14 protein-coding genes are annotated in these 17,287 nt (G+C 70.3%); 8 read left to right on the forward strand and 6 right to left on the reverse strand.

Going from position 1 to position 17,287, the window contains the following annotated elements; all coding sequences use genetic code 11:
- Positions 1-90 precede the first annotated feature (90 nt).
- A complete protein-coding gene (locus ACWZJV_RS18935) occupies positions 91-873 on the forward strand; it encodes an SDR family NAD(P)-dependent oxidoreductase (protein ID WP_008364084.1) in 783 nt (260 codons plus the stop codon).
- Positions 874-882: 9 nt separating this feature from the next.
- Here ACWZJV_RS18935 and ACWZJV_RS18940 read toward each other — a convergent pair whose 3' ends face one another.
- Positions 883-2,619: an ABC transporter ATP-binding protein gene (locus ACWZJV_RS18940; protein ID WP_457177836.1), complete on the reverse strand. Its 1,737-nt coding sequence runs from the start codon at positions 2,617-2,619 to the stop codon at positions 883-885.
- Positions 2,616-4,352: an ABC transporter ATP-binding protein gene (locus tag ACWZJV_RS18945; protein WP_457177838.1), complete on the reverse strand. Its 1,737-nt coding sequence runs from the start codon at positions 4,350-4,352 to the stop codon at positions 2,616-2,618. Before ACWZJV_RS18945 ends, ACWZJV_RS18940 begins: the two co-directional genes overlap by 4 nt.
- An 80-nt stretch (positions 4,353-4,432) precedes the next feature.
- Here ACWZJV_RS18945 and ACWZJV_RS18950 point away from each other — a divergent pair, with 80 nt between their 5' ends.
- The 3 genes from ACWZJV_RS18950 to ACWZJV_RS18960 all read left to right on the forward strand — a co-directional run bounded on the left by ACWZJV_RS18950 (position 4,433) and on the right by ACWZJV_RS18960 (position 6,786).
- Positions 4,433-5,158, forward strand: a complete 726-nt coding sequence (locus tag ACWZJV_RS18950; protein ID WP_231380409.1) for an acyltransferase — start codon at positions 4,433-4,435, stop codon at positions 5,156-5,158.
- Positions 5,159-5,257: 99 nt separating this feature from the next.
- Entirely contained in the window at positions 5,258-6,136 is an 879-nt protein-coding gene (locus ACWZJV_RS18955; RefSeq protein WP_457177840.1) for a glycerophosphodiester phosphodiesterase family protein, read from the forward strand.
- 29 nt (positions 6,137-6,165) lie between these two features.
- Positions 6,166-6,786: a TetR/AcrR family transcriptional regulator gene (locus ACWZJV_RS18960; RefSeq protein WP_457177842.1), complete on the forward strand. Its 621-nt coding sequence runs from the start codon at positions 6,166-6,168 to the stop codon at positions 6,784-6,786.
- Positions 6,787-6,831: 45 nt separating this feature from the next.
- Here ACWZJV_RS18960 and ACWZJV_RS18965 read toward each other — a convergent pair whose 3' ends face one another.
- A complete protein-coding gene (locus tag ACWZJV_RS18965) occupies positions 6,832-7,083 on the reverse strand; it encodes a hypothetical protein (RefSeq protein WP_457177844.1) in 252 nt (83 codons plus the stop codon).
- On the reverse strand, positions 7,080-8,381 hold the full coding sequence (locus ACWZJV_RS18970) for a PspC domain-containing protein (protein WP_457177846.1): 1,302 nt from the start codon (positions 8,379-8,381) through the stop codon (positions 7,080-7,082). Before ACWZJV_RS18970 ends, ACWZJV_RS18965 begins: the two co-directional genes overlap by 4 nt.
- A 124-nt stretch (positions 8,382-8,505) precedes the next feature.
- Between ACWZJV_RS18970 and ACWZJV_RS18975 the strand changes: the two genes are divergently transcribed.
- Positions 8,506-9,816 (forward strand): ATP-binding protein, encoded by a 1,311-nt coding sequence (locus ACWZJV_RS18975; RefSeq protein WP_196875480.1) that lies wholly within the window; start codon positions 8,506-8,508, stop codon positions 9,814-9,816.
- Positions 9,813-10,460 carry a LuxR C-terminal-related transcriptional regulator gene (locus ACWZJV_RS18980; RefSeq protein WP_008364072.1) on the forward strand — a complete coding sequence of 216 codons (648 nt, stop codon included), beginning with the start codon at positions 9,813-9,815 and terminating at the stop codon, positions 10,458-10,460. The genes ACWZJV_RS18975 and ACWZJV_RS18980 overlap by 4 nt, the downstream gene beginning before the upstream one ends.
- Before the next feature lie 9 nt (positions 10,461-10,469).
- On the opposite strand, the gene ACWZJV_RS18985 is transcribed toward ACWZJV_RS18980, so the two are convergent.
- Positions 10,470-12,740 carry a SulP family inorganic anion transporter gene (locus ACWZJV_RS18985; RefSeq protein ID WP_457177848.1) on the reverse strand — a complete coding sequence of 757 codons (2,271 nt, stop codon included), beginning with the start codon at positions 12,738-12,740 and terminating at the stop codon, positions 10,470-10,472.
- A 170-nt stretch (positions 12,741-12,910) separates the two neighbouring features.
- Here ACWZJV_RS18985 and ACWZJV_RS18990 point away from each other — a divergent pair, with 170 nt between their 5' ends.
- A complete protein-coding gene (locus ACWZJV_RS18990) occupies positions 12,911-13,273 on the forward strand; it encodes a hypothetical protein (RefSeq protein ID WP_196875478.1) in 363 nt (120 codons plus the stop codon).
- Between the two features lie 50 nt (positions 13,274-13,323).
- Here ACWZJV_RS18990 and ACWZJV_RS18995 read toward each other — a convergent pair whose 3' ends face one another.
- Positions 13,324-14,574 carry an ATP-binding protein gene (locus ACWZJV_RS18995; RefSeq protein ID WP_457177850.1) on the reverse strand — a complete coding sequence of 417 codons (1,251 nt, stop codon included), beginning with the start codon at positions 14,572-14,574 and terminating at the stop codon, positions 13,324-13,326.
- Between the two features lie 147 nt (positions 14,575-14,721).
- Between ACWZJV_RS18995 and pcrA the strand changes: the two genes are divergently transcribed.
- On the forward strand, positions 14,722-17,181 hold the full coding sequence (gene pcrA, locus ACWZJV_RS19000; protein WP_008364065.1) for a DNA helicase PcrA: 2,460 nt from the start codon (positions 14,722-14,724) through the stop codon (positions 17,179-17,181).
- Positions 17,182-17,287: the final 106 nt, after the last annotated feature.

The following is a 17,287-nucleotide window of genomic DNA, read 5'->3' on the forward strand; positions in this document are numbered from 1 at the left end:
TCGGGCGCACCCGATGAGTGGACGAGGTGGCGTACGTCCTAACGGTCAGATCACGCACACCGGGTGCGTGAGGACAGCTCAGGAGACATCGTGAACGCACAGCTTCAGGACCGCACCGCCATCGTCTGGGGCGGCGCGGGGGACATCGGCTCGACCACCGCGAAGGCCTTCGCCGAGGCGGGCGCCACGGTCTATCTGGCCGGTCGTACCGAGGCCACGCTCGCGGCCAGGGCCGAGGAGGTCGGTGCCGCCGGCTACGGCGTGGTCGACATCCTCGACGAGGACGCCGTGGTCGCCTTCGTCGAGCGGGTCGTCGCCGAGACCGGCTCGCTGGACATCTCGTTCAACGTCGCCGACCGTGGCGACATCCAGGGGCAGGCGCTGCTGGAGATCTCAGCCGCCGACTACACCCAGCCGGTCCTCCGCGGCATCACCGGCTCCTTCCACACCGCCCGCGCGGCGGCCCGGCAGATGGCGGGGCAGAAGCGGGGCGTCGTGATCGCGCTCGACTCCGGCTCCGCGCGCGGCTCGGCCCCCGGCATGGGTGGGACCAGTGCCGCCGACGGTGCGCTCGACGCGCTGGTCCGCGACCTGGCGGCCGAGGTCGGGCCCGCCGGCGTACGCGTCGTGGGGATCTGGACGGCCGGGATCACCGAGACCTTCACCGCGGAGAAGTTCGAACGCGTCCTCGGGACGCGGCTCCCGGAGGAGGCGCTCGAGGGGATCCGGGCGAACCTCGACGGGCTGCGGATGACCAAGCGGTCCCCGCGGCTGAAGGAGGTCGCCGACACCGCGACCTTCCTCGCCTCCGACGGCGCCGGGGCGATCACCGGCACCTGGCTCAACGTGACCAGCGGGATGTACCCGAGCTGAGCCGCGAGGTCAGGTGCGCCAGGAGTCCCAGAGCCGGGCATAGGACCCGCGCGAGGCGACGAGCTCGTCGTGGGGGCCGAACTCGGTGATCCGGCCGCCCTCGACCACGGCGACACGATCGGCGTCATGGGCGGAGAAGAGCCGGTGGGCGATCGCGATGACCGTACGTCCCTCCAGCACCGCGGCCAGCGACCGCTCCAGGTGCCGGGCGGCGCGGGGGTCGATCAGCGAGGTCGCCTCGTCCAGCACCAGGGTGTGCGGATCGGCGAGGACGAGCCGGGCCAGGGCGACCTGCTGGGCCTGCGGCGCGGTCAGGGCGCGGCCCCCGGAGCCGACCTCGGTGTCCAGGCCGTCCGGGAGTGCCACGACCCACTCGCGGGCATCCACCGCCGCCAGGGCGTCGAGCACCTCGGCGTCCGAGGCTCCGGGGCGCGCCAGGACCAGGTTGTCGCGCACGGTCCCGGCGAAGACGTGGTGCTCCTGGGTGACCAGCGCGACATGCCCGCGCAGCTCGTCGAGCGGCAGGTCGACCAGCGGCACACCACCCACCGTCACGGCTCCGGTACGCGGCGGATGGATGCCCGCGAGCAGCCGCCCGAGCGTCGACTTGCCGGCGCCGGAGGGCCCGACCATGGCCACCCGCTCGCCGACCCCGATGTCCATCGAGATCCCGTGGAGGACATCGCGGCCCTCGGCGTAGGAGAACCTCACCTCGGAGGCCCGGATCTTCTCGTCGGTGGGCTCGGCGCCGGTGGCCACCCGGTCGTCGGGGACGTGCGCGACACCGAGAAGTCGGGCCAGGGACGTGTTGCCCATCTGCAGCTCGTCGAGGATCGAGACGATGCGGTCGACAGGATCGATCAGCATCTGGACGTACAGGGTCGCCGCGGTCACGTCGCCGAGCGAGCAGACGCCCTGGGTGTAGAGCCAGCCGCCGAACAGCAGCGTGACGACCGTGGGAACGAGGTAGGAGATCTCCATCGCCGGGAAGAAGACGGTCCGCAGGAACAGCGTGTAGCGCTCGGCGCGGAACGATTCCGCGATGTCGGCGTCACCGGCCTCGACCCTGGCGCGCTGGAGGCCGAGCGCCTCGACCGTGCGCGACCCCTCGGCCGTCTCGGTGAGCGTCGAGTTGATCTGGGAGTAGGTCGCCGACTCGCGCAGGTAGCCGTCCTTGGCGCGGCGGAGATACCAGCGCAGGCCGATCACGAGCGCCGGCACACCGAGCAGGCAGGGCAGCGCGACCCACCAGCCGACGGTGAGCGCGGCGACGAGCGTCGCGACCGCGGTCAGGCAGGCGATCGTCCACTCCGGCAGCGCGTAGCGGATCGACCAGTTGAGCTGGTCGACGTCGCGGCCGGTGCGGGTCAGCAGGTCGCCGGAGCCGGCGTCCTCGACGGTGCCCAGCGGGAGCGCCAGGGTGTTGTCGACGAACTCCTCGCGCAGCTCGGCCAGCACCTGCTCGCCCAGGACCTGGGACAGGAGCCGGGCATACCGAGTGAGCAGCACCTGGACCACGAGGAAACCGGCCAGAAGTGCCAGCAGCAGGTCCACGTGGCCGGTCGTCGTGCCGGTCTCCACCGACTCGACCAGGTCACCGATCAGTCGTGGCGGTGCCAGCGCGGCGCCCGCGGCGAGCAGGTGCAGGCCCAGCGCACCCCAGAGCATGCGTGGGTGGCGGCGGGCCAGGGTGGCGACATAGGCGCGTACGTCCTTGTTCGACGCCACCGGGAGCGCGGTTGTCACGACGTGACCTCTTCCTCTACGTCTCGCACGACCACACGCCGGTAGCCGGGGCAGCTCTGCAGCAGGTCGTGGTGGGTCCCGGTGGCGGTGACCTTCCCCTCCTCGAGGAAGACGACCTCGTCGGCGGTGTCGAGCAGCAGCGGGCTGGTGGTGGTGACCACGGTCGTCCGCCCGGCGCGGTGTGCACTCAGCCGCGAGGCGATCCTGGCCTCGGTGTGGGCGTCGACCGCCGAGGTCGGCTCGACGAGGATCAGGATCTCGGGATCGAGGGTGAGCACCCGGGCGAGCGTCAGCCGTTGGCGCTGACCGCCCGAGAGACTGCGGCCACGCTCGGTCACCGGGGCCTCGTAGCCCCCGGGAAGGGCTTCCAGGATGTCCTCGGCCGATGCCGTGTGCACCGCTGCCTCGGTGCCTGCCCTCCCGGCCCGGCCGGTCGCGTCGAGGACCTCGCCCAACGGGCCCGAGAAGAGCTGGGTGCCGGTGTCGGAGACGACGATCCTGCTGCGTACGTCTGCCAGCGGCAGATCGCACAGCGGGACTCCGCCGAGAGTGACCGACCGGTCCGTCAGGTCGTCCGGCGGTGACATCCGGCCGAGCCGGTCGGCGAGGTGAGAGGTGTCATCGGGCTGCTCGGAGACCAGTGCCGTCAGTCGTCCGGGCTCGATGCGCAGCCCCGAGACGACGTCGCGGAGCTCGGAGCCCGCGGGAGGCATGGGCAGCGGGGTGTCGAGGGAGACGTTGTCCGGATCGAGTGCGAGGACCGTGATGACCCGCTTGGCCGAGACCCGGGCACGGATGAACTTGTTGGCGTACTCCACCACGGTCCTCAGCGGCAGCATCAGGAACGCGGCGTAGCCGTAGAACGCGACCAGCTGCCCCGCCGTGATCTCGGCCGCGACCGCCATCCGCGCGCCGAGCCACACCACGGCGACCACGAACAGCCCGGGCAGCAGGATCTGCATCGCGTCGAGCACCGACTGCAGCCGCGCGACGCGGACCCCGGCGTGGCGTACGTCCTGCGACTGCCGCCGATAGCGCGCGCCGAAGACCTCCTCTCCGCCGATCCCGCGCAGCACCCGCAGGCCGCCCACGATGTCGGCCGCGGTGTTGGACAGCTCGCCCATCAGCTGCCGCTGGTCGGCCGAGACCTTCTGCAGCGGCGAGAGCAGCGGGCCGACGAGAAGCACGACGAACGGTACGCCGATCAGCACCACGAGCCCGAGCGTGACCGAGGTCTGCAGCAGGACGACGGCGACGACCACGAAGGAGACCACCGCGCCGGAGAACCGGGCGGAGACGTCCATGACCTGACCGATGTGGGACAGGTCGGAGGTGCCGATCGCGGCGACCTCGCCGGTCGAGACCTTGCGAGGGAGGGAGGCGCCGAGACGTACGGACTGTCGGGTCACCAGCTGCACCACCCGGTAGGCCGCGGTCAGCCAGTTGGTCACCGCGAACCGGTGGCGCATGATCCCCGCGACCGCCTGCACCAGGCCGACGCCGAGCAGCACGGCCGCGTAGGCGCTGAGAGTGGGGATGTCCTTGGTCGCCACACCCTCGTCGATCGCACGGCCGATCACCAGCGGCATCACCGCCTGGGCGCACATCCAGACGATCCCGAAGAACATCCCGCCCAGCAGGGTGTCCCACTGCCCCCTCGCCATCCACCACAGGAACCGGCCGGGGGACCGATGGTCCGCGACCCCGGGATCATCGAGAGGGAGTCTGCGCACCTGACCGATTATCAGCATCTCGGGACGGGGTTGCGAACGGTTTTCCTGTCGCGCGAGCCGTGCGGGTTATGGTTCCCGGCATGTCCTGGACCAGGGGTGAGCCGCTCACCGACGTACATCGGGAGCGGCTCGTCGCCGCAGGGCTCGATCCGGAGGTGCTCGTCGGTCTCGAGCTGAGCGAGATCACCGGGCCGCTGCCCGAGTGGTGGCACGAGGGCGGCAACGCGCTCTACCTGCGCGACGGCTTCCGGCTCGACGAGCGGCTGATCGACCTGCTCGGGTTCTACCCCTTCTCGGACGCGCTGATCGTGGTCGCGACCGACATCACCTCGATGCAGGCGCTGCTGGTCGGCGGCGACCGGCCGACGATCTTCATCGGCCCGGACACGAGCATGGTCTGGGGCGAGATCTACTGCGGCGGCGACTCCGCGGTGATCCTCTCCGGTGGCCTCGTCGCCACCTCGCGCGCGCAGATCGACGCCCGCAACGGCGGCTCGATCGTCACCGCCCGCGACCAGCTCTGGGCCGCCAACGTCTACGTCGCCACCGACGACATGCACCGGCTCGAGGACGGCGAGACGGGGCAGCGGATCAATCCGTACGGCGCCCACATCCGCCTCGGCGAGCACGTCTGGCTCGGCCGCGACGCGATCGTCACCGGTCACGTCGAGATCGGCGACGGCGCCGTCGTCGGGATGCGCAGCATGGTCCGCAACCAGAAGGTCGAGCCGCGTACGGCCGTGGCCGGTGTTCCTGCCCGGCTGATCCGCGAGAACGTCGTCTGGTCGGGCGAGGACACTCCCTGAGGTCCGAACCGCGGTGCCCATCGAATGGCCTGCCGCTCGTAACGTCCCATTCACATTGCGCCCGCCGCGGCGTCGCTGCCGGCACGCACGCTTGGCGCCATGGCATCGGCCTCCCGCCCCCTTGTGATCGGCCATCGCGGAGCCCCCGGCTACCTGCCGGAGCACTCCCTGGAGTCCTACCGCCTGGCGCTGCGCCAGGGCGTGGACGCACTCGAGACCGACGTGGTGATGACGCGTGACGGGGTCATGGTGCTCCGGCACGAGAACGAGCTCACCCGCACCACGGACGTGGCCTCTCGCCCGGAGTTCGCGGAGCGGCGTACGACCAAGGTGATCAGCGGCAAGAAGTGGACCGGCTGGTTCACCGAGGACTTCACCTTCGCCGAGCTGCTCAGTCTCGGCGCGCCGACGACGAGCCAGCCGATCATCACGCTCGACACGCTGCTCCTGCTCGTCGCCGACGAGTCGCAGCGCCGCGGCCGACGGGTCGGGCTGCACGTCGAGGTCAAGCACCCGACCTACTTCGCCTCCATCGGCCTGCCCGTCACCGACACCCTCCTGCAGACCCTCGCCGACCACGGCGTCGAGGCCTGGAACAGCCTCCCGGGTCTGCCGACCCAGCGGCTGTGGCTGCAGAGCTTCGACGAGGCGTGGGTGCGCGAGATGAGCACCCGCACGGACCTGTCCCTGGTGCAGCTGGTCGACAAGAAATGGGGTGCCGTCGACTGCGCGGAGATCGCGACGTACGCCCAGGCCATCGGTCCGAAGAAGTCGATGGTCCGGAAGAAGGGGCAGCCGCCGACCGGCCTGGCCGACGAGGCCCACCGGCACGGTCTCAAGGTCTTCGTGTGGACCCTGAAAGCAGGCCGCGACCAGGCGAATCGCCTCTTCGAGGCAGGGGTCGACGGGGTGTTCGCCGACTACCCCAACCGGCCGATCGCGGCTTTGGCCGACATCACAGCGTCGCAGACCGCCTGAGGCTGGCGCGCCCCCGTAGGGTGAGGGGCATGCCGCCCCTCAACGCGGACCGCGCGGTCCTGATCGCTGCTCGCGAGGTGCTGCTCCGGGACCCCCGCGCGACGATGGCCGCGGTCGCCGAGGAGGCGGGGATGGGCGTGGCCGGTCTCTACCGCCGCTATGCCAACAAGCAGGCGCTGCTGCGCGCGGTCGCCGCCGACAGCTACCGCCGCTACATCGCCTTCGCGGAGGCGGCGCTGAGCGACACCGACGACCCCTGGCACGCGTTCACCGGCTTCCTGCGCCAGGTGCTCGACGACGGCCTCCCGCGGCTCACCCTCGCCCTGCGCGGCGAGGTCCACCTCGACCAGGACCTGCATGACCTGGACAAGCTCGCCGTCGACACCACCAACCGGCTCCTGCGCGGCGCCCGCGGCAGCGGCATCCTCCGCCCCGACGTGACCCGCGCCGACATCGCCGTCATCCTCGAGCAGATCGGCCGCATCGACGTCGGCGATGACGTACGCAGCGCCGCCCTGCGCCGCCGCTACCTCGCCCTCGTCTGCGACGGTCTGCGCGCGGAGGCCGCGAGCCGCCGGCTTCCGGGTCCGCCGCCGCACGAGGCCGAGCTCATCGGGGGCTGGTCCGGAGAGATCTCCAGCGTCTCCTGAGGCGTCACTCCGGTCGGGCGAGGCGTCACCGCACTGCCGACTCGGTCAGCTCTTCCTGAGCAGCGCGGCGAGCAGCCCGACGGAGCCGCCGACGATCCACGGGATGGGGAGCAGCCAGCGGAGGTCCTCGATGCTGTTGATGACGACGGTGCCGCTGACGATCAGCGCCCAGACCACGAAGAAGACGAGGAAGGCGAGGCCCATGACGAGGTGGCCGATGTTGACCGGGTGCCGGCCGGTGGGCTTCGCCTTGCCCGCGCGATCCTCGAAGCGAGGCGGGGCGTAGTCGTGACTCATGGGGTCCTCCTCCCGGCCGTCCCGACGAAGCGTACGGCTCTGGGGTCGCTCTCCTCGTAGACGTTGATCGCCCCGAGGTCGGCCGTCGCGGTCAGGTGCAGGTCGGCGTCGTCGGCGAGGCCGGGCTCGCTGCCTTCCTCCCCGGCGACGTGGGTGCGGGCCAGGGCGAACCCGCCGAGGTCGCTGCGGGTCTCGTCGAAGACCTGGGCCTCGCCCAGCGCGCCGAGCGTCGCCTCCGCAGCAACGGTGGCGTCGTCGGGGACGATCACGGTGATCTCGCCGAACGAGCTGGTGATGTCGAGGTCGCGGCCGTCGAGCGTCTTCGGGTCGATCGCGCTCAGGTCGACGACGATCGCGCCGGCGTCGACCACGTAGGAGCTCTCCAGGGCCGCGACGCTGCGGGGGTGGATCTCGATGCTGCTGCCGGTCTCGAGGTTCGACATGTCGATCATCGTGAGCGGGAGCGCGGCCAGTGAGACCAGTCCGAGGAAGATCAGGCCGCCCGCACGGCCCCAGAAGGCGCCGAGTACGAGGAAGCCGCCGAAGACGGCCAGCAGCGCGGCCGGATAGGCACTGGTCGGGACCGGCATCCAGTCGGCCACGTCGACGAGCCCGAGGACGCCCACCACCAGGGCGGCCACCGCGATGGCGCGGCCGAACAGCAGCGGCGGGCGCCGGCGGCCGACCGGCCGGATCGGCGCGTGCGGGTCGTAGGTGCCGGGCGCCCACGGCGCCGGAAGATAGCGCGTCGGCGCGGCGGGAGCACGGGCTGGCACATCGCCGGTCGGCACCGGAGCCACGGGCGGAGGCCCGCCCTGCTTGCGGCGGCCCCACTTGCCGCGGTTGGCGTACCAGAGCGCGACCACCGCGAGCACGGCGAGCCAGAACCAGGGGACGCTGGTGTCGCCGAACGCGTCACTGAGCAGCGAGATCGTGGCGATGCCACCGGCGATCCAGAGCAGCAGGTTGCGGGCAGGGGGCCCGACCGGGATCGGCCCGTCCTCGGCGCCGTCCTCGGGCACCAGCAGCCAGGCCGCGACGTACACGATCCCGCCGGAACCGCCGAAGAAGACCGCCACCACCAGCATGACCCGCACCAGGAGCGGGTCGACGTCGAAGTGGCGTGCGATCCCACCCGCGACGCCGGCGATGTGCCGTCCCTCCGGGGACGCCTGGGTCGTACGCCGCAGGGCACTGAGGTTGCGCAGCTGCTCGCCGCTGGGACGGGTGCGCGCCTCGGAGACAGGCGATGGCGGCTCCGGGGTTGGAGGCAGCGGCGCCTCGGGCGGGATCGTCACACCCCTACTCTGACCCCTCGGCCAGTCGCAGGCCATCAGGGACGGCCCTGAGTTCTCGACGCGCCAGGATCAGGGTGAATCCTCATGGCACCCGCCCCCGGTTGGTGTGACGATGGTTGTCATCATGACGACGACCCATGCGACGGCAGAGCTGCCGGCACCGCCCCCGGAGCCCGCGGTACGCCGCGCCTACCGAGACACCGACGCGTCGGTGATCGGTGGCGTGGCCGCCGGCTTGGCCGAGCACCTCGGCCTCCCGGTGCTGGCCGTGCGCGCGTTCTTCGTGGTGACGGCGGTGTTCAGCGGGTTCGGCGTGGTGCTCTACGCCGCGCTGTGGATCTTCATCCCCGCCGCACCCCACATCGAGCAGTCCACCCCGGGCGGCGAGAGCGCGACCCGCGGCGGCCGCCGCCCGTCCTCGCGCCCCGGAGGCGTCGACAAGGGGCCGGCGATCGCGCTGCTCGCGCTCGGGTTCGGCGCCGTCGTGCTCTTCGACACGGTGCTCGGCGCGGGCGCCCTGATCTGGCCGGCGATGCTCGGCGTCGCCGGTGTCGCGCTGCTGTGGCGTCAGGCCGACGCCGCCCAGCGCGAGCGCTGGATCGACGGCACCGGGCGTCTCGACCTGGTGCGGATGGTCTTCGGCAAGGGCGGCTGGCGGGCCTACGTCCGGGTCGGGGTCGGCGTCGGGCTGATGTTGTTCGCGGTGATCCTCGCCGGCGGCCAGCTCGACCTCGGCAACGCCACCGCGCTGATCATCGCCGGGCTGATCGTGCTCGCCGCCGGCTTCCTCGTCGCCGGGCCGTGGGTGCGGCAGCTCGCCAGCGACCTCGGCAGCGAGCGCGAGGAGCGGATCCGGAGCCAGGAGCGCGCCGACATGGCCGCCCACCTGCACGACTCCGTCCTCCAGACGCTCGCGCTGATCCAGCGCAACTCCGGCGACCCTGCGATGGTGCAGAAGCTCGCCCGAGCCCAGGAGCGCGACCTGCGGGAGTGGCTCTTCTCGACCCCGGCCGAGGCCGACGAGACCTTCGCCGCGGCGCTGAAGGCGGCCACCGCCGAGGTCGAGGACGCCCACGGCGTGACCGTCGACGTGGTGGTCGTCGGCGACGGGCCCTATGACGAGACGGTGAGGCCCATCGTCGCCGCCACCCGCGAGGCCGTCACCAACGCCGCCAAGCACGCCGGCACCGGACGGGTCGACGTCTACGCGGAGGCGACCGATGAGGCCTTCGAGGTCTTCGTCCGCGACCGCGGCGCCGGCTTCGTGGTGGACGAGATCTCCGCGGACCGGCACGGCGTACGCGACAGCATCATCGACCGGATGTCGCGCCACGGCGGCTCGGCTGTGGTGAGATCGTCACCGGGAGAAGGCACCGAGGTGCGGCTGAAGCAGCCTCGCACGAAGGAGGCCGGGTATGAAGGAGAACGGGCATGAGTGAGGTCAAGGTCGTCATCGTGGACGACCACGCGATGTTCCGCACCGGCGTACGCGCCGAGCTGAGCCGGTCGCCGGTCATCCGGATCGTCGGGGAGGCCGAGGACGTCGACACCGCGGTCAAGGCGATCGCCGAGGGCAAGCCCGACGTGGTGCTGCTCGACGTGCACCTCCCCGGTGGTGGCGGCGTCGAGGTGATGCGCAAGGCTCCGGCCGTCGACGGCTCGCCGCGCTATCTCGCGCTGTCGGTCTCCGACGCGGCCGAGGACGTCATCGGCACCATCCGCGGCGGTGCCCGCGGCTACGTCACCAAGACCATCACCGGCTCCGAGCTGGTCGCCGCGATCCAGCGGGTGTCCGGGGGAGACGCGGTCTTCTCGCCGCGCCTGGCCGGCTTCGTGCTCGATGCCTTCGCCGGCACCATCGCCATCGCCGACATCGATGAGGACCTCGACCGTCTGACCGAACGAGAGCGCGAGGTGATGCGCCTCATCGCCCGCGGCTACTCCTACAAGGAGGTCGCCGGAGAGCTGTTCATCTCGATCAAGACGGTCGAGACCCACATGTCCAACGTGCTGCGCAAGCTGCAGCTGTCGAGCCGTCACGAGCTCACTCGCTGGGCCAACGACCGCCGCCTGCTCTAGGGGTCCCGGTCACGCGGGCTCGGGCGGCCTCGCCTCCATCAGGTGGGCGAGCTCGTCGGTCTCCGCGTCGGTCAGCGTCGTGAACCCGTCGCCGCGCAGGATCTGCAGCGTGCCGTCGGAGATGTCCAGGAACAGCCCCACGAGACGTACGTCCCGACCTGCCAGCAGCTCCCCGAGCCGGTCGATCATCACCGCGACGTTGACCTGGGAGACCTGGTCGACCTCGCTCCGGCCGGCGGCGGCAGCGGCGAGACCGACCGGATGCCCGGTCTGCCACTCCTGGATCGCCGGCGCCGCGTGGCGCAGCCAGTCACCGACCGGCCCCGCGGGCACCTCGCCGGCGCGGGTGCTCTCCAGCGCCGAGGTGATCGCGCCGCAGCGCGAGTGGCCGCAGACGACGACGGTGTTGATGCCGAGGTCGTCGACACCGAAGAGCATCGGCGCCGCGACCGAGCTGTCCGTGCTGCCCGGCTCCGGCACGAGGTTGCCCATGGTGCGGACCGTCAGCAGGTCGCCCGGGCCGCTGGACGTGATCAGGTTGGGCACGACCCGCGAGTCGACGCAGGTCAGGAAGACCGCCTGCGGCTCCTGGCCGTCGGCGAGGCCCTCGTAGACCGGCCGCAGCGGTGCCGCGTGCCGGCGGTGGTACTCCCGGACGCCGAGGGCCAGCGGGTGGTGCGGGTAGGTGCGGTCGGTGCGTACGTCCTGCCAGGCGCCCCACGGAAGCAGCCCCCGCGGGCTGATCGGAGGTGCCTTCAGCGCCCGCTCCTGACGGGGCGCCTCGGCGCCGTGCGGCCCGGAGTGCTCCACGAGCACCGTGCCGCCGGCGGCCTCGTAGCGGGCCCGCCAGTGGTCGAGCTGATCGCGCCCGGCCGGGTCGAGGTAGTCGACCAGGAGGTCGAGCTCGACGAGCTGACCCTCCGGGATCGTGTCGAGCCTGCTCACCAGCGTCGGCGTGGCCAGGAACGAGAGACTGCCGTGTACCTCGACCAGCCACTTCTCGCGGCCGTCGGCCGCCTGGCCGGACGGGCGTACGTCGATCCGCACGTGGATCAGCCGCCACAGCACCAGGACCAGAGTGGCGACCAGGCCGATCAGGACACCCTCGATGAGGTTGAGCGCGAGCACACCGGCGATGGTGAGCGCGTAGATCCACAGCTCGCCGCGGGCATGCGCCTGGGAGATGTCGGCGGGCCTGACCAGGCCGGTGCCCATCATGATCAGCAGGCCGGCCAGCGCGGCGAGCGGGATCTGCTCGACGAGACCGACCAGGACGAGGGCGAAGAGGAGCACCCAGACACCGTGGAGGATCGCGGAGACACGGGTGCGCGCCCCCGCCGCGACGTTGGTCGAGCTGCGCACGATGACGCCCGTGACCGGGAGGCCGCCCAGGGCGCCGGACGCGGTGTTGGCCAGTCCCTGACCGATGAGCTCGCGGTTGAGGTTGCTGCGCTGGCCGCCGTGCAGCTTGTCGACGGCGACCGCGGAGAGCAGGCTCTCGACGCTCGCGACCAGCGCGACCGTCAGCACCGCGCCGGCCACGGCGAGCGGGGTGCCTTCCGGCAGCGCGACCGAGCCGATCTCGTCGAGCAGGTCGGTGCCGAGCTCGACCCGCTCGGCGCCGGGCAGCCACGCGGCCGCGAGCAGGGTGAGCGCGACGACGGCGACCAGCTGGCCGGGCACCGCGCGGATCCGCTGCGGGAGCCGTGGCCAGGCGAGCAGGATGGCGATCACCCCGAGCCCGGCCAGGACGGCGTGGACGTTGGGTTCCTGCGCGTTGCCGATGATGTGCTTGACGTTCTCGAACGCGCTGGACTGCGACCGGCCGCCGAGGGCGACGTTGAGCTGGCCGAGCACGATCGAGATCCCGATCGCGGCGAGCATCGCGCTGACGACGGTGGGAGAGATCGCCAGCGCGTAGCGTCCCAGCCGGGTGGCGCCGAGCACGACCTGGAGCATCCCGGCCATCACGGTGATGGCGCAGGTCGCCTCCCATCCGAACTCGGCGACCGTCTCGGCCACGACGACGGTCATGCCGGCAGCGGGGCCGCTGACCTGCAGGGGAGAGCCGCCGAAGAGACCGGCGACGATGCCGCCGGCCGCGGCGGCGATCAGGCCTGCGGCGACAGGTGCACCGGAGGCGACGGCGATGCCGAGCGAGAGCGGCACGGCGACGAGGAAGACGACCAGCGAGGCCGGTACGTCGAAGCGAATGGACTGGCGGAGCTGATCGAGCGGTCTGGACCCGCCGGTGGGCAGGGTCGGGCGAGGTGATGACACGTCAGAATCCTCCTTGCGGAGCCGAGAGCGATGGTGGCGGTCACGGTGAGAGTAGGCAGACGCACCGGAATTCCCCAAGGCGAATGTGATCAAATTCGTGTGATCGTTCGAAAACGCGTCGATGCGGTACCGGCTGATCGGCTCCGAGGCGGGGGCTCTAGTCTTTGCCCATGGAGATCGTGCGGCACATCCTGCTCGTCATTCACCTGCTCGGCTTCGCGGCGCTCTTCGGCGGCCTGCTGGTGCAGATCAAGGCCCCTGACAAGGTGGCCAACGGCCTCATGCGCGACGGCTCCGGCACCGCGTTCCTGGCCGGGCTGCTGCTCGTCGGCGTCCTCGAGATGGGCGACGGTCCGGTCGACCACGCCAAGGTCGGCGTGAAGCTCGTGATCGGCCTGGTCGTCCTCGGTCTGGTCATGTCGCAGCTGCGCAAGCCGAAGATCTCCGACGGCCTCTACTGGACGATCTTCGGCCTGACGGTCATCAACGTCTGCGTGGCCGTCTTCTGGTCCTCCGCGCACGTCGCTTCCTGAGTGCGAGTTCAGCACGCCGTCGAGCGGTGTCTCCCAGTTTTGGCGTGAGGTCACTCGTGGTCGTTAGCCAGGACGCCTGGAGCGAGCAGTCCGTCTGCATAGCCGCGCATGAGGACGAATGGGCGCATAAGCGGATTGCGGAATCGATAACGCTGGGTACTCTTGAACGCTTGGGCCTCAAGGACGTACGGCTCGTCCTGGCTGAATCGGCGCAGGTGCGCGTTGAAATCGGAGGTACGACGCGGGACACCCATGACTCGCTCGAGTGGCGGTCGCACGTCTCCTGCTGAGAAGTACCCCTTGTGATCTGGGGCTGCTAGAGCGCATGCGAGAAGCGTCTTCTCGAAGGTCGCGCCAGTGCGGGCGGCCACCGTGGCGCGGTGGTAGGCGTCCTTGATACTTGGCTCGGCGTCGTCGGCCGCGCGCACCAACGCTGAAATAACGTCCTTGAACGTGATCTTGTCGGCCCCTTCATGGATGGCCTGCTTACCGACTGAGCTGGCCAGCAGATGCGTGTAGTAAGGGAAGCCTTGCGAGAGGTCGGCGATTGCGGTTACGGCGTCATCCTCGATCTCCATCGATTTTCCGGAGCGCGCGCTGAATGCCTGAAAGCCCTTGACTACGATCTCGGCAAGTTCAGGCACCGTCATTCGAGGCATGGCGATCTGCCGCAATGATCTGTCGACGGAGGCGTGCCCCGCGAGAAGCCCGCTCACGTCGTCGGCGACGCCGACGACGACAACCGTTGCATCGATGAGATCGTCCGAGAGCAGCTTGATCAGGTCGGCGAACGCGTCGCTATGGGAGTAGCCATTGATCCGATCGAACTCGTCGATCACGACCAGGATAGGTACGCGTGAGGCGAGCAGATGAAGAGCTCGGCTAACGGATTCGGGTGTCGGTGTGTCCATGAAGACGTCCTCGACGCGGTCGATCGGATCGGCCAACGCGTCGCGTTCTTCTGTTTCGCGTGTGTCAACGACCTGGCGCAGTCGGGGCACGAGCTTCTGCCAGACGCTGCCGAAATCGTCCTCGGCGGAGCACGCGACGCGTACTGCGAGCCCCGACGGGGCGTTGTGGCGGAATACGGACATTGCCATATACGCCAGCGAGGTCTTGCCGACACCGCGCTCGCCGAAAACGATCGCGTGCTGCCCCTGCTCCTGAGTTGCTGTGACGATGCTGTCGAGTTGCGTCTGACGGCCACGGAACAGCTGTTCGTCGTCGGTCGGAGCCGAGGGCTTGAAGATCTTCGTGAGCGCAGCGACCATGACGCTCGTGGTCAGCGGGGTCTCTGTCATGGCAGCATCATATCATTTCCGGGATTAAAATATCAAAGGCCAGAATGAGATATTAATGTTCGTCTTGATATTTTAGTGGGCTCGCTGCGGGCTGTCGCTCACGCCGACCCGCGACTTGTCGGTGCCAGCCCCTAGGCTGGAGGCAGCATGAGTACGCCTGACCAGACCCCTGTTGCCACCATCCCGGGCCTCGAGGCCTTCGCCTCGGCGCAGCCGGCCGACGAGCCGCGTACGCAACGGCGTGGGCCGAGCGCCGAGGAGCTCCTGGACGGGCTCAACGAGCCCCAGAAGGCGGCGGTGCAGCACCAGGGTGCGCCCCTGCTGGTCGTCGCGGGTGCGGGGTCGGGCAAGACCCGGGTGCTGACCCGACGGATCGCGTGGCTGATCTCCCAGCGCGGTGCCCATCCCGGCAGCATCCTGGCGATCACCTTCACCAACAAGGCCGCCGCCGAGATGAAACAGCGCGTCGAGGCCCTGGTCGGCAAGCGTGCCCGGATCATGTGGGTCTCCACGTTCCACAGCGCCTGCGTGCGGATCCTCCGCAAGGAGATCGACAAGGTCGGGCTCAAGTCCAACTTCTCGATCTACGACGCGCAGGACCAGAAGCGGCTGATGCAGCTGGTGCTCAGCGACCTCGACCTGGACCCGCGTCACTACCAGCCCGGCCAGGTGCTCAACTGGGTCAGCGACCAGAAGAACGAGCTGCGCGACGTCGAAGCGGCCGAGAAGGACGCTCGCAACCACCTCGAGCAGACCTACGTCGCGGCCTACAAGGAGTACCAGAAGCGCCTGCGGCAGGCGAACGCCCTCGACTTCGACGACCTGATCATGTCGACCGTCGAGCTGTTCCGGGCCTATCCCGAGGTGCGCGAGGTCTACCGGCGCCGGTTCCGCCACGTGCTGGTGGATGAATACCAGGACACCAACCACGCCCAGTACGCCCTGGTCCACGAGCTGTGTGCGGATCGCATGGATGACACCGCGCTGACCGACTCCTACGCCGACGAGGCGCCTCGTAGCGAACCGGCCGAGCTGATGGTGGTCGGTGACGCCGACCAGTCGATCTACGCCTTCCGCGGCGCCAACATCCGCAACATCCTCGACTTCGAGCAGGACTTCCCCGACGCGACCACGATCCTGCTGGAGCAGAACTACCGCTCCACGCAGACGATCCTCACCGCCGCCAACGCGGTCATCAAGCACAACAAGGGCCGCAAGGAGAAGGCCCTGTGGAGCGACGCCGGCAACGGCGAGCGCATCGTCGGCTACGTCGCCGACGACGAGCGCGACGAGGCGCGGTTCGTCTCCGACGAGATCGACAAGCTCGTCGACGGCGGGCTCAAGGCCGCCGACATCGCCGTCTTCTACCGCACCAACGCCCAGTCGCGCGTGTTCGAGGAGGTGTTCATCCGCACCGGCCAGCCCTACAAGGTCGTCGGCGGCGTGCGCTTCTACGAGCGCAAGGAGGTACGCGACGCCCTGGCCTACCTGCGCACGCTGGCCAACCCCGACGACCAGGTCTCGCTGCGACGGATCCTCAACACCCCCAAGCGTGGCATCGGCGACCGCGCCGTGGCCTGCGTCAACGCGCTGGCCGAGCGCGACGGCCTGACCTTCTGGGAGGCGCTGCAGAAGGCCGAGGACGCCCCCGGCATGGCCACCCGCAGCCTGACCAACATCAAGGTCTTCGTCGCGATGGTCGAGGAGCTGCTGCAGATGGTCGACGCCGGCGAGCGTGCCGACGTCATCCTGGAGACGGTGCTCGACCGCTCGGGCTATCTCGCCTCCCTCGAGGAGTCCGACGACCCGCAGGACGAGACCCGGGTGGAGAACCTCGCCGAGCTCGTCGCCGTGGCGCGCGAGTTCTCCGACGACCCCGTCGCCGCCCCGAGCGCCGACCCGGCCGACGTCGACGCCGGCACCGTCGAGCCCGGCCTCGCCGACTTCCTGGAGCGGGTGGCCCTGGTCGCCGACACCGACCAGATCCCCGACGACGAGGACGGCGTGGTCACGCTGATGACCCTCCACACCGCCAAGGGCCTCGAGTTCCCCGCGGTCTTCCTCACCGGCATGGAGGACGGCGTCTTCCCGCACTCCCGGGCCCTGGGTGACGGCACCGAGCTCGAGGAGGAGCGCCGGCTGGCCTACGTCGGCATCACCCGCGCCGAGAAGCGCCTCTTCATCTCGCGGGCCGTCGTCCGGTCCGCGTGGGGCGCGCCCTCGCACAACCCGGGCAGCCGCTTCCTCGACGAGCTCCCGGTCGACCTGGTCGACTGGCGGCGTACGGAGAAGGAGATGTCCTCCTGGGGCCGGCCCAACTTCGCCGGCGACAGCTGGGGCGGTGGCCAGCGACTCGGCCAGCCCACGGCCGCCGGGCGTCGCAACTTCTCCTCGGCCGCCCTCCGCGCGGATGCCGCCGCCAAGTCGAAGCCTGCCCGCGCGGTGCCGTCGCTCGACCCGGGCGACCGGGTCACCCACGACTCCTTCGGCCTCGGCACCGTCGTCACCATCGAGGGATCGGGCGACAAGCAGGTCGCGAGCATCGACTTCGGGGATACGGGCGTCAAGCGGTTGCTTCTCCGCTACGCGCCGGTCGAGAAGCTGTGACTCGGGGCGGTTGAAGGCTCACGTGGCGCCAGTCGCATAGGCGGCTGTCTCCTCGGGGTACGCCGAGTCGGCGCAACGGCACGCCTCGCTCGCTTCGCTTCGCTCC

The organism is Nocardioides sp. WG-D5 (assembly GCF_054031175.1).